The sequence below is a fragment of the Paracoccus sp. (in: a-proteobacteria) genome (genome assembly GCF_047973135.1).
GTDB lineage: Bacteria > Pseudomonadota > Alphaproteobacteria > Rhodobacterales > Rhodobacteraceae > Paracoccus.
Window position 1 is genome coordinate 1 of sequence record NZ_JBKEBL010000320.1, and the last position, 11,769, is coordinate 11,769.

Genomic DNA, 11,769 nt, shown 5'->3' on the forward strand with positions numbered 1-11,769 from the left:
CCGCGTTCCTCCATCGCGCGCAGGAAGATGTGTTCGTCATCCTCATCCGTGACCTGCAGGCCAAGCGTATCGACATAGAAGGCGCGGCTGGCAGCCAGGTCCTTCACGCCGAACACGACATGGGACAGGCGGATGATGTTGAACGGCGGATAAAGATTCGGTGCAGGAATAGGCATGAGTTTCCTCCCAGAAAGAATATGCAACGGCAGGCGGTGTCAGCCGCCCAGTTTCGGGATCTTGTGGTTCGCGCGTGGGAATGAGACGTTCACCGTCTCCATGTAGAAATCGAAGGACCAGTCACCGCCGTCGCGGCCGATGCCGCTGGCCTTGACGCCGCCAAAGGGGGTGGGCAGGTGGCGGATATTTTCGGAATTGACCCACATCATCCCGGCTTCCAGATTGTCGGTCATCCGCATCGCCCGGCCCAGATCATTGGTCCACAGATAGGCCGCCAGCCCGTATTCAACGTCATTGGCAAGGGCCAGCGCCTCGGCTTCATCGGCAAAGGGGATCGCGGTCAGCACCGGGCCGAATATTTCCTCCTGCGCGATGGCCATGTCGTTCCTGGCCCCGGTGAACAGCGTCGGCGCCACATAGCAGCCTGCATCGCCCAGCTTTTCGCCGCCCGCCGCAATCGTCGCACCCTGTTCGCGGGCCTTGTCGAAATAGGACAGGACCTTCCTTTCATGGACCGGATGGATCAGCGGACCGACCACGGTTTCGGGATCCAGCGGATGGCCGACCTTGATGCGTTTGGCGACCTCGGCCACGCGGGCGGTGAAGTCGTCATAGATCGTGTCCTGCACCAGGAGGCGCGAGGACGAGGTGCAGCGCTCGCCGTTCAGCGAATAGATCATGAAGGTCGCCGCATCGACGGCGCGGTCCAGATCGGCATCGTCAAAGACGATCACCGGGTTCTTGCCGCCCAGTTCGAAATGCACCCGCTTCAGTGTCGCGGCACCCTGCGCCATGATCATGCTGCCCGTGCGGCTTTCGCCGACAAAGGCGATGGCCTTGATGCCGGGATGTTCGGTCAGCCGCTTGCCCGCATCCTCGCCAAAGCCGTTCACAAGGTTCAGCACGCCCTTGGGCAGCCCGGCCTCTTCGGCAATCTCGACCAGCAGCTTGGCCGTCATCGGGCTGAACTCGGCCGGTTTGTGCACCACGGTACAGCCGGCGGCCAGCGCGGGCGCGATCTTCCATGTGGACAGCATGAACGGCGTGTTCCAGGGTGTGATCACCCCGACCGGCCCGATGGGGCGGCGCGAAGTGACGTTCATCTGGTTCGCCGTGCGCAGCGCCTTGCCATCCTCGGCCCCCGGTGCCTGATCGGCGAAAAAGCGGAAATTCGCCGCGCCCCGGATCGCCGCCTTTGACATGAAGCGCAGCGCCTGCCCGGTATCCATGCATTCGGTAAAGGCGATTTCTTCGGCCCGTGCCTCGATCCCCTCGGCAACCTTGATCAGGATTTTGCGGCGTTCCGCGCCGGGGGTACGGCTCCAGCCTGCGAAAGCTTCGGTAGCGGCGGCGACGGCGGCATCGACATCGGCGGCCCCGCCCTTCGCGACCTTGGCCAGCGGGGCCAGATCGACGGGTGAAATCGTGTCAAAGGTCTGGCCGGATTGTGCGGGAACCGACTGGCCGCCGATATGATTCATCACGCCGTCCCTGGCAAAGCGGGCCATGTACCCTTGGGCGCGGGCGATATTCTCGCTGAGCGTGCTCATGCGTTGTCCTTTCAGCTTTTGCCCGACAGGCGGGCGTGAATGGGGGTGTTCTTCCAGCTTAGATCCGGGTCAATGACGCGGATTTCCAGCGACAGGGCGAAATGCGGGCTGGACAGCGGCCCGGCCAGCGCGGTCTCGGCCGCAGTCATGATCCGCGCCCCGGCCTCGGCCAGCGCATCTTTGCCGCGCCCGGCCCCAACCGACAGGGTCAGCGCCGCAAAATCGTTTTCCGGCAACCCATCCGCCACGATGGCATGGTCGGCGGCATAGGCGCGGACGCGGATTCCGGCCAGCGGAAAGATGCCCGCCCCGATCATCGCCTGATGTACAGCGCGGCACAGCCCGGCAATATCGGCCCGATCCGCCAGCCCCGACGAATATTCGATTCTCAGATGTGGCATGATCTCCTCCGATCTGTGCTTAACATGTTAAATAAAGATGTGCTTGTCAAGAGTCTATTTAACGTGTGAAGTGAACCCGAGGAGCCTTGCCATGACCGATGACGGAATTCTTCTTGCGCGAACGCGGCGCAGTCTGCCGATGGCGTTGCTGCGCGCGCGCGAAACGGTGATGGAACGGTTTCGCCCGATGCTGAACACCCATGGCGTGACCGAACAGCAATGGCGCGTCATGCGCGTGCTTGAGGAAGGCGATGCCCTTGACGCAACCGCGCTGGCGGCGGCGGCCTGTATCCTGCCGCCCTCGCTGACGCGCATGCTGAAAACCCTTGAGGCGCGCGGGGTTATCGAAATCAGCCGCGACCCCGAAGACGCCCGCCGCTCGCGCATCAGCCTGACCGGGGCGGGGCGCAGTTTTATCGCCACCGTATCGCCCGAAAGCGCCGCAATCTATGCCGGGATCGAGGCGCGGCTTGGCCAGGACCGGATCGCGCGCCTACTGGACGAGCTGGAGGATCTGCTGGACGCGATGCAGCGACCCGATTAGGCCGGGGGCGACAATTCGGCGCAGGCGACCCGGCCTGTCCCGTCATATGCCGCGAAAGAAGATGCAAATGGGCGCAAAACACGGTTCTTCCCAACCCGACCGCAGGCGCGGTTCCGGCGTCAAGATGGTCTATGACCTGCTGCGGGACCAGATTCTTGATCTGGAACTGCCGCCGGGCGCGATCATCGACGAAAACCAGCTTTCTGACAGGTTCGGCATGTCGCGCACCCCGATCCGCGAGGCGTTGGTGCGGCTGGCGGCCGAGGGGCTGATCACCACGCTGCCGAACCGCTCGACCATGGTTTCGACCATCGATTTCGCCAATCTGCACACCTTCTTTGACGCGCTGACGCTGATGTATCGTGTTACCACACGGCTTGCGGCGGAATTTCATCAGCCCGGCGATCTTGAGCATATCCGCGCCCGTCAGGATGAGTTCGCCGCCGCCGTGGCCGAGGCGGATGACCTGAAAATGATCGCCGCGAACCGCGATTTCCATGTCGCCATCGCCGAGGCCGCGCGGAACCCCTATTATCTGGGCCTGTTCACGCGGTTGCTGGACGAGGGGCGGCGAATCCTGCGGCTGTATTACTATTCCAGCTTCGAGGCACGTTTGCCCCATCCCTATGATGTCGCACATGAGGCGATCATCAAGGCCATCGCTGCCCGTGATGTCCCCTTGTGCGACCGGCTTGCGCAGGAACATGCCGACCAGATTGTCGGCCAAATTCAACAGATGATCGCCCGCGACAGGCGGCAGGCGATCAGCCTGTGACGGCCGGTGGCGGAATTGTCGACACATAAAATACTTGTGGTAGGATGGCGCGGCACCCCGAATCTGCGGGGGGTTTCTGTTGCTTCCAAGGACGCCGCGCATGACCGCTTCGATATTCTCGGGAACCATTCCCGCCCTGATGACCCCCTGCAAGCCTGATCGCAGCCCCGATTTCGACGCCCTTGTCGCCAAGGCGAAAGAACTGGTCGGGCTGGGCATGTCTGCCGTCGTCTATTGCGGCTCGATGGGGGATTGGCCGCTGCTGACCGATGCGCAGCGGATGGAGGGGGTCGAACGCCTGACCGCCGCCGGGATCCGCGTGATCGTCGGAACCGGCGCGATCAACACCGCCTCGGCAGTCGCGCTTGCGGCGCATGCGCAACGGGTTGGCGCAGCCGGGCTGATGGTCATCCCGCGCGTCCTGTCGCGCGGCACGGTCGTCGCGGCGCAGAAGGCGCATTTCAAGGCGATTCTAGCCGCCGCCCCCGATCTGCCCGCCGTGATCTATAACAGCCCCTACTATGGCTTTGCGACCCGCGCCGACCTGTTCTTTGCGCTGCGGGCCGAACATCCCAATCTGATCGGTTTCAAGGAGTTTGGCGGTGATGAGGATCTGTCCTATGCCGCTGAACATATCACCAGCCGCGAGGATGAGGTGACGCTGATGATCGGCGTCGATACGGCGGTGTTCCACGGCTATGTCAATTGCGGCGCATCGGGGGCGATCACCGGCATCGGCAATGTCTACCCGCGCGAGATCCTGACACTGGCCCGCCTGTGTATCGCCGCCGCCGAAGGCGACGCGGTCGCGCGCCGGCTGGCAAAGGAACTGGACGTCGCCTTTTACGAGCTGGCCAAGGTCGATGCCGGACCGGATCTGGTGCTGTATTTCAAGCATATGATGGTGCTGACCGGAAACCCCGAATATACGCTGCATTTTAACGAAACCGACCAACTCTCCGACAGCCAGCGCGGTTTCATCGAAACGCAGATGCGGCTGTTTTCCCGCTGGTATGCGCAATGGTCGGCCCAGCCCGAGATGGCACCCTATCTCGGCTGATCGTCCTGCACCCGGATCGGCGCGTTGCCTGATCGTTCGGGCGCAGCACCGGCCAACAATCACCCCGCCCGCCGCAGGCTTATGCCGGGGGTCCGGGGGGCGCACAGCCCCCCGGCCACCGCGGGACGCAAATCTTGTAACGGTGAGGCCACACCAACGCTCGCCGCGATGCGAACCACCACACAGCAGCGCAGAGCCTTCGCCGACCTGCGTCGCCCGACCGCACAACAACCCCTCGCGCGGCCGTGCTTCCGACATGGCGGCAAAAATCTTCACGCTGAATTGTCGGACAGAAAGCCGTTCATCCCCAAACCGCTGAAAAACCCGGCATTGATTGGGACGACCTGCACCAGACCGGGCAAGCGCAGCGCAAACGGAAAGGGGTTGCGGTTCGGGCAAAGCCCGAACCGCGCGCTGCCGCCCGGCTCAGGGCGCGCCTTCGGCGCGCGCTCCGGCCTGTGGATGGCAGGCTCAGCACCCGGCAGACCAAACCCCTCAGCATCAGCACAACCGCCCAAGCCCGAACGGCCCGGCAGCCAACGCCTGCCAACAACCACCCCACCCGCCGCAGGCCTATGCCGGGGGTCCGGGGGGCGCATAGCCCCCCCGGCCATCGCGGGACGCAAAATTCGCAACGCTGACGTCACGCAACGCACGATACCGGTGCACAGCCTGTGCACATGCTGTGCCGCCCCTGTGCGCACCCTGTGCAGCGCCAAACCCAGCATTTGCTGGGATTTCCGGTCCCGCCCCAAGCCTCCGTTGCGCATAGGACCAATGCAACGCGCGCAGGCATCTGGCCGAACATACCGACGTCCTGCATGTGGTGCGCGAAAAGCCCCGTTTCGGCAGCGGCCCCCTCTGGCAAATGCCCGGCCTACCCGTCGGTGGTCAGATAGCGTTGCAGCAATTGTTCGAAAGGCTGGCTCAGCGCGCCCAAGATTTCGTCGCGTTGCCCGATTTCGTTGACCGAGACGCGGACGATGTCCAGCGACCTGACCAGCGGCGCGCTGGAGATTGCGTCAACGAACTGACGAAAGATCAGGGGGTTCTGGACGAAAGGGCCGGTCAGGATGACGCGGTCGGGAAAGAACAGCCGGCACAGGTTCGCCGTCAGACGCAGCATCTGCGACAACGCCTCTTGCATGGCGCCGACGGACATCAGGTCGATCCGACCCAGTTCCAGAGCGAGGCTGCTTTCATCCAGCGGCAGATCGGGGAAGGCCGCGCGCAATTGCGGCCCCAATGCCCAAAGCGCGGCCACCGTTTCAAGGCAATCCCGGTTGCCACAGGTGCAGGGGCGACCTTTTGAATTGCCCAGGCCCCAATGCCCGATCTCACAGAACCGCCCGCGTTCGCGGTTGATTACCGCGCCATCCGTGTAAAGCGAGGCACCGATCCCGTGGCCCCAATGCAGCAGCAGGATGCTTTCCTGCGCGGGATAGTCCTGCGCCATGCGGATACCGGCCAGCTCGGCATCCAGATTGCGGACAAGCGTTACGGGCCAGGGCAGATGGGCAAACGCATCGGTCACGGGCAGGTTGCTTAGCGCAGGCCAGCGCGACGAGAAGCACCAGATTCCGCGCGCCACATCCAGCAGCCCGGACAGGGACAGTACAACCGCCGCCAGCTCTATTCCCGCCGGAAAGCTTTGGGCCATGCGTTCGACCAGATCGCGGATACAGGCCGCCATCCGTGTATTGTCGGCGTCGTCGGGCGGCACGCAGTCCAGTTCCGCCAGCACCCGATAGCTGAGATCGACGGCCTTCGCGACCAGACGACGATCGACCACGCTGACGAAGATTGCACCAAACCGCTGATCGTTGAAGCGCAGCGCAGCGGTCGGGCGACCCCGCCCGCTCGTCCGCACAAGGCTTTCCAGCAGCAGGTCGTTTGCAACCAGTTCGCCAACCAGTTCGGACACGGTCGAGGAACGGATGGATAGCGCGCGCGAAATCTCGCCCCGCGTGCGTGCCGTGCCCTGACGGACAATGCTGGCCACTTTCAGAAGATCAGATGGGGGCGTCGCATCCATGGCGCCACATTTACCGCAACAATGCGGGTAATGTCATCGACAGCGCGGGCAGATATGTCACCAGCAGCAATACGGTCAGCATGGCCAGATAGAAGGGCACCAGACTGCGCGTCGCCTTTTCCAGACTGATCCGCGCGATGCCCGAACCCACCAGCAGCGATGTGCCCACCGGTGGCGTGCATAGTCCGATGCCAAGGTTCAGGATCAGGATGATCCCGAAATGGATCGGATCGACCCCGATCTTGGTGACGATCGGCAGCAGGATCGGCGTCAGCAGCAGGATCAGCACCCCCATATCCATCAGCATCCCAAGGATCAGCAGCAGGACATTCACAGCCATCAGCACAAAGACCGGCTCGGACGAGATGGAAAAGATCGCGTCGGCCAGCACTGCGGGCACCCGCAGGAAGGACAGCAGGAACCCGAAGACGGACGAGGTCATGATGATCGCCGTCACCATGGCCAGCGTTGTCAGCGTCGTTGAAAAGATGCGTCTTGCAGCGGCCAGATTCAGGCTGCGATACCAGAAGATCGTGACCAGAAGCGCATAGACCACCGCGACAGCGGCGGATTCGGTGGCCGTGAAAATGCCGGTCAGGATGCCTCCGATGATGATGACGATGGTGAACAGGCCGATGGCGGCGTCAGCCAGGATGCGCAGCGCTTGCTGGCGCGGATAGGTTCCGCCCATCGGATGCCCGTGCCGGCGCGCCATGACATAGCAGATCACCATCAGCGACAGTCCCAGCAACAGCCCCGGCACATAGCCCGCCAGAAACAGCGTCGAAATCGGCAACCCGCCTGCTGCCAGTGCATAGAAGATCATGTTCTGGCTGGGCGGGATCAGGACGCCCTGCACGGATGAAGTGACGGTCACGGCCACCGAATAGCCCGCCGGATAGCCGTTCCTGACCATGGCCGGGATCAGGAACGATCCGATCGAGGCGACATCGGCCACCGACGACCCCGAAATCCCGCCGAACATGGTCGAGGCGACGACATTGCCCTGCGCCAGTCCGCCGCGCATCCGCCCGACCAGCACATCGGCCAGCCGGACCAGCCGGTCCGAAATGCCCCCCTCGGTCATGATGTTGCCGACCAGAATGAAGAACGGCACCGCCAGAAAGGTGAAAGAGTTCAGCCCGTTTACCATCCGTTGCGCGACCATCAGCAGCGGCAGTTGCAGATACATCGCGGTCGCCAGCGAAGACAGCCCAAGCGCAAAGGCGATGGGCACGCGCAGCAGCATCAGTGTCAGAAATCCGCCCAGAAGCAGACCGATGCCGATCAGGTCAACGGCCATCCGTGGCCTCCATCGTCTCGTGCGGCGCGAAATGGACATCGTGCAGGATGATATTCGCCGCCGCGTTCAGCATGCCAAGCGTGCCTCCGATGATCGTCGGCAGGTACAGCAGCGATTTCGGCAGCCGCGAGGCGGGCAGCACCTGCACCCCGGCCAGCGCGATCAGGTCGTTGCCATAAAACATCACCACGAACATGAACCCGCCCACGGCAAGCTGCGCCAGATAATCCAGCGCCGAGGCCATCCGAGCGGGCAGCAGGTCGCGCAGAAAGGTGATCGCCACATGTTCGTGCCGACGGATGCCGACTGCGACAGCCAAAAGCCCGAACCAGATCAGGCACAGCAGCGCAATTTCCTCGGACCAGCTTGTCGGGTTGTTCAGGAAATAGCGCAGAAAGACCTGCAACACGGTCACGCCGGTGATGATCACCAGCAGAACGTGGCAGGCAAGTGCGGCCATATGGTTCAGCCCGTTCACAGCCGCCGCAGCATATTCCCGCCACGCCATCGTTATCACCGCAAATACCGTTACTTCGCCGCCTTGATGCGATCCAGCAGCGGCTTGAGATCGGGAAATTCGTCATAGATCGGTTCGATTGCCGCCTGGAAAGGCGCATTGTCGATTTCGGTCACGGTGGCCCCGGCGGCAGTGACGGCTTCGCGCGCATCCTCATTGGCCTTACGCATGATTTCGCGTTCATATAGCGCCGCGTCGGTCCCGGCCTTGCGGATCGCATCCTGTTGTTCGGCGGGCAGCGAATCGAACTTGGCCTTGTTCATCAGCAGCAGCGCGGGCGGGCTGAGATGCGCATCCTCGACATAATTGGGCGCGACCTCGAAATGTGCCGATGTCTGATAGCTGACATAGTCGTTTTCGGCCCCGTCGATCACGCCCGTCTGGAGGCTGGAATAAACCTCGCCGTAATTCATCGGCGTTGGCACCGCACCCAGCAATTCGACCATCCGGATAGAAATAGGCGCGGGCTGCACCCGGATTTTCAGACCCTTCAGATCCTCCAGCTTTGTCACCGGCTTGCCCTTGACGGTGTAGAAAGACCGTGACCCCGCATCCATATAGCCGAAGCCGATCAGCCCGACATCGTTCAGGTCGTCCAGAACTTCTTGCCCGATGTCGCCGTCCAGAACCTTGTATTTGTGGTCCCAATTGGCAAAGATATAGGGCAGCGTGAAGGCCCCCATCGAGGGGCTGACATTGGCAAGCCCGACCGAATTCACGCGCGTAAGATCGATGATGCCTGCCTGCGTCTGTTCGATGGTCTCGGGTTCTTGCCCCAGTTGCGCACCAGGAAAGACCTGCACCGTTACATCGCCGCCGCTATATTCCTTGACCAGATCGGCGAATTTGAACATCGCGACCGTCACCGGATTGGATTCCGGTTGATTTTCGGCCAACCGCAGCACGGTTTCGGCGGCTGCGGCTTGTGACATGGTCAGCGCGATTGCGCCCGACAGCAATATGGCCAGTTTCCTGTTCATGAACCCCTCCCATGAGTTTGCTCACGATCCTGTCGTTTGGATTGGCCCAAGTCAATGATTAATAACATCAGCGTCTAAAAATATACGTATTAAAAACAAGCTTGATTGACATATGGCTTGCATAATGGAATTATTTTAAAACATCTACGTTTGAAAAGAAGCGCCATGGATATCGTTGTACATCCCGACAAGCACAGCTTAGGGGCCGCCGCCGCGTCACAGGGTGCCGAGGCGATTCGCAAGGCGGTCTTGCGGAACGGACGGGCCGCGATCATCGTCGCAACCGGGGCAAGCCAGTTCGAGATGCTGGATCATTTGGTGAACGCCGATATCGACTGGTCGAAGGTAACGGCGTTTCATCTGGACGAATATGTCGGGCTGGACGAAAATCACCCGGCCAGCTTTCGCCGCTATCTGCGCGAGCGTTTTGTCGCCCGTGTCGGGGATCTGGGCGAGTTTGTTGCCGTGAATGGCAGTGCCCCCGATCTTGTGTCCGAACTTGCCCGCCTGTCGGAACGTATCGGCCAGCACCGGATTGACGTCTGCTTTGCGGGCTTCGGCGAGAACTGTCACCTTGCCTTCAACGATCCCCCCGCCGATTTCGACACAGAGGCCCCCTATATCGCCGTTGATCTGGACGAAGCCTGCCGACGTCAGCAGATGGGTGAGGGGTGGTTTCCGACGCTGGCAGATGTTCCGGCGCGCGCAATTTCCATGTCGATCCGGCAGATTCTGAAATCTGAAAGGCTGATCCTGGCGGTGCCCGATGCGCGCAAGGCGCAGGCGGTGCGCGATGCCGTCGAGGGGTCGGTCACGAACCTGCACCCCGCCTCGGTCGTTCAGCGCCACAAAGCCTGCTCGCTGCATCTTGATCCGGCATCGGCGACCTTGCTGTCGGGTCACGGCCGGACCGACGGATGATGCGCAGCGCCGGGCTTTTCGATTTGCAGGTCAATGGCTATGCCGGGATCGATTTCAACGATCCCGGCGTGACGGGACGGGACATGGACCACGCGTTCGAGGCGATGCGCGTGGCGGGCGTCACGGGCTGTCTGCCCACGATCATCACCGCCACGAGGGCCGAGATCGCCGCCCGGCTGACCGCGCTGGATGCGGCGGTTGCGGCCAGCCAGCTTGGCCGCGCGATGGTACCCGGCTATCATCTGGAAGGCCCGTTCCTGAATGACGGCGAGGGTTATCACGGATGCCACCCCCCCTCTGCGATGCAGGATCCCGATGCGGGCTTCATCGCCGATCTTGACGCAGCGTTGAAGCGGCCTGTCATGCTGGTCACACTGGCCCCTGAACGGCCAGGTGGGGTCGCAGCCACTGCCCGGCTTGCCGCGATGGGCAAGGTCGTAGCCATCGGACATTCGGCTGCGGGTCATGACACGGTCGAAGCTGCCGTCGAAGCGGGCGCGGCGCTTTCGACACATCTTGGCAACGGCTTGCCCGCGCAACTGCCCAAGCTGGAAAACACGCTGCTGGCGCAACTGGCGCAGCCGTCGCTGCATGCCTGCCTGATCGCGGATGGTCATCACATGTCGCCGCAGGCCCTTGCCGCGCTGATCCGCCTCAAGGGGCCGGAACGCTGCGTTCTTGTCACCGATGCCGTGGCCGCCGCAGGGGCTGCGCCGGGGCGCCACCCCTTTGCCGGGATGCAGGTGACACTTGGCCCGGATGGCAAGGTCACGCAACCGGGGGCGCACGGGCTTGCCGGTTCCGCGCTGTGCTTGGATCAGGCCGTCCGGAATGTCGTGACCTGGAAGATTGTCAGCCCCGTCGAAGCCGTTGCGATGGCAGGCGACCGCCCCCGCCGCGCGATGGCCCGCGCGTTCGCGCGCGCCGGGCTTTGCCCCGATCCGGGCAGTGTCGAATGGACCCCGGACCTGAAACCCCGCCTGATAAACGCGGGCAATATGACCGGCTGAAGGCCCTTTCAATCCGGCCAGAAACTGGCTGATCCGGTGCTGAAGGTGGGTGCCAAGGCGGGACTTAACATTGCCGAGCGCGCCAGGGCCACACTGAACGGGCCCTGAATCGCTTTCTGTTCCGGCGGATGGTCCGGTACTCGGCGATCATGGGGGCGGCCATTCACGAAAGCGGTGGCGCTCGCATGGGGGAAAGCCCGGAAAGCTCGGTTCTGAACCCGTGGAACCAGTGCTGGGAGGCACCACACCTGATCGTCACCGACGCCAGCGCCTTTGTCGGGGGTGGTATGACGGGAGCGACGCTGACCCTGATGGCCATGACCCTGCGCGCCTGCCGGTATCTGGCGGCAGAGATGGCGGCGGGCCGCCTGTAGCGCGGTGGACCCAACGTTGCATCCTTTGGCATCTTTACGTTTACGTCAGCCCGGTTTCGAACCGGGCTGACAGGAAAGCGGTCGTTCCGTCGGGCCGCGTCAACCCGGCAGTTGTACCCAAC

At 62.7% G+C, this 11,769-nt stretch carries 13 protein-coding genes; 6 read left to right on the forward strand and 7 right to left on the reverse strand.

The features are described 5' to 3' along the window. From ACK5L9_RS22835 to ACK5L9_RS22845, 3 genes are all read right to left on the reverse strand, one after another. Nucleotides 1-176: VOC family protein (locus ACK5L9_RS22835; protein ID WP_416913762.1), on the reverse strand; the 176-nt coding region annotated here is incomplete at its 3' end. Nucleotides 177-215: 39 nt separating this feature from the next. After that, on the reverse strand, nt 216-1,727 hold the full coding sequence (hpaE, locus tag ACK5L9_RS22840; protein WP_416913750.1) for a 5-carboxymethyl-2-hydroxymuconate semialdehyde dehydrogenase: 1,512 nt from the start codon (nt 1,725-1,727) through the stop codon (nt 216-218). Between the two features lie 11 nt (nt 1,728-1,738). Beyond that, nucleotides 1,739-2,128 carry a 5-carboxymethyl-2-hydroxymuconate Delta-isomerase gene (locus ACK5L9_RS22845; protein ID WP_416913751.1) on the reverse strand — a complete coding sequence of 130 codons (390 nt, stop codon included), beginning with the start codon at nt 2,126-2,128 and terminating at the stop codon, nt 1,739-1,741. A gap of 91 nt (nt 2,129-2,219) precedes the next feature. Here ACK5L9_RS22845 and hpaR point away from each other — a divergent pair, with 91 nt between their 5' ends. From hpaR to ACK5L9_RS22860, 3 genes are all read left to right on the forward strand, one after another. Then, nucleotides 2,220-2,672 carry a homoprotocatechuate degradation operon regulator HpaR gene (hpaR, locus tag ACK5L9_RS22850; protein ID WP_416913752.1) on the forward strand — a complete coding sequence of 151 codons (453 nt, stop codon included), beginning with the start codon at nt 2,220-2,222 and terminating at the stop codon, nt 2,670-2,672. Between the two features lie 67 nt (nt 2,673-2,739). Continuing rightward, nucleotides 2,740-3,447 (forward strand): GntR family transcriptional regulator, encoded by a 708-nt coding sequence (locus ACK5L9_RS22855; protein ID WP_416913753.1) that lies wholly within the window; start codon nt 2,740-2,742, stop codon nt 3,445-3,447. A gap of 100 nt (nt 3,448-3,547) precedes the next feature. Then, nucleotides 3,548-4,507 (forward strand): dihydrodipicolinate synthase family protein, encoded by a 960-nt coding sequence (locus ACK5L9_RS22860; RefSeq protein ID WP_416913754.1) that lies wholly within the window; start codon nt 3,548-3,550, stop codon nt 4,505-4,507. An 877-nt stretch (nt 4,508-5,384) separates the two neighbouring features. Here the strand turns inward: ACK5L9_RS22860 and ACK5L9_RS22865 are convergent. Genes ACK5L9_RS22865 through ACK5L9_RS22880 form a run of 4 tightly spaced genes read right to left on the reverse strand, consistent with a single transcriptional unit; the run spans nt 5,385 to nt 9,342 of the window. After that, entirely contained in the window at nt 5,385-6,542 is a 1,158-nt protein-coding gene (locus ACK5L9_RS22865; RefSeq protein WP_416913755.1) for an ROK family protein, read from the reverse strand. 10 nt (nt 6,543-6,552) lie between these two features. Beyond that, on the reverse strand, nt 6,553-7,845 hold the full coding sequence (locus ACK5L9_RS22870) for a TRAP transporter large permease (protein WP_416913756.1): 1,293 nt from the start codon (nt 7,843-7,845) through the stop codon (nt 6,553-6,555). Further along, nucleotides 7,835-8,353 (reverse strand): TRAP transporter small permease, encoded by a 519-nt coding sequence (locus tag ACK5L9_RS22875; RefSeq protein WP_416913757.1) that lies wholly within the window; start codon nt 8,351-8,353, stop codon nt 7,835-7,837. Before ACK5L9_RS22875 ends, ACK5L9_RS22870 begins: the two co-directional genes overlap by 11 nt. 20 nt (nt 8,354-8,373) lie before the next feature. After that, entirely contained in the window at nt 8,374-9,342 is a 969-nt protein-coding gene (locus tag ACK5L9_RS22880; protein ID WP_416913758.1) for a TRAP transporter substrate-binding protein, read from the reverse strand. 165 nt (nt 9,343-9,507) lie between these two features. Between ACK5L9_RS22880 and ACK5L9_RS22885 the strand changes: the two genes are divergently transcribed. From ACK5L9_RS22885 to ACK5L9_RS22895, 3 genes are all read left to right on the forward strand, one after another. Next, nucleotides 9,508-10,263, forward strand: coding sequence for a glucosamine-6-phosphate deaminase (locus tag ACK5L9_RS22885; protein WP_416913759.1), 756 nt, complete (start codon nt 9,508-9,510; stop codon nt 10,261-10,263). Further along, entirely contained in the window at nt 10,260-11,273 is a 1,014-nt protein-coding gene (locus ACK5L9_RS22890) for a hypothetical protein (protein WP_416913760.1), read from the forward strand. Before ACK5L9_RS22885 ends, ACK5L9_RS22890 begins: the two co-directional genes overlap by 4 nt. 128 nt (nt 11,274-11,401) lie before the next feature. Beyond that, complete coding sequence (locus tag ACK5L9_RS22895; protein ID WP_416913761.1) at nt 11,402-11,647, forward strand: GMC oxidoreductase; 246 nt, start codon at nt 11,402-11,404, stop codon at nt 11,645-11,647. Nucleotides 11,648-11,769: the final 122 nt, after the last annotated feature.

Coding starts and splice junctions, on each gene's coding strand:
- hpaR (WP_416913752.1), top strand. CDS start 2,220: ATGACCGATGACGGAATTCTTCTTGCGCGAACGCGGCGCAGTCTGCCG.
- ACK5L9_RS22865 (WP_416913755.1), bottom strand. CDS start 6,542: ATGGATGCGACGCCCCCATCTGATCTTCTGAAAGTGGCCAGCATTGTC.
- ACK5L9_RS22880 (WP_416913758.1), bottom strand. CDS start 9,342: ATGAACAGGAAACTGGCCATATTGCTGTCGGGCGCAATCGCGCTGACC.
- ACK5L9_RS22870 (WP_416913756.1), bottom strand. CDS start 7,845: ATGGCCGTTGACCTGATCGGCATCGGTCTGCTTCTGGGCGGATTTCTG.
- ACK5L9_RS22845 (WP_416913751.1), bottom strand. CDS start 2,128: ATGCCACATCTGAGAATCGAATATTCGTCGGGGCTGGCGGATCGGGCC.
- ACK5L9_RS22895 (WP_416913761.1), top strand. CDS start 11,402: ATGGTCCGGTACTCGGCGATCATGGGGGCGGCCATTCACGAAAGCGGT.
- ACK5L9_RS22875 (WP_416913757.1), bottom strand. CDS start 8,353: ATGGCGTGGCGGGAATATGCTGCGGCGGCTGTGAACGGGCTGAACCAT.
- hpaE (WP_416913750.1), bottom strand. CDS start 1,727: ATGAGCACGCTCAGCGAGAATATCGCCCGCGCCCAAGGGTACATGGCC.
- ACK5L9_RS22885 (WP_416913759.1), top strand. CDS start 9,508: ATGGATATCGTTGTACATCCCGACAAGCACAGCTTAGGGGCCGCCGCC.
- ACK5L9_RS22860 (WP_416913754.1), top strand. CDS start 3,548: ATGACCGCTTCGATATTCTCGGGAACCATTCCCGCCCTGATGACCCCC.
- ACK5L9_RS22855 (WP_416913753.1), top strand. CDS start 2,740: ATGGGCGCAAAACACGGTTCTTCCCAACCCGACCGCAGGCGCGGTTCC.
- ACK5L9_RS22890 (WP_416913760.1), top strand. CDS start 10,260: ATGATGCGCAGCGCCGGGCTTTTCGATTTGCAGGTCAATGGCTATGCC.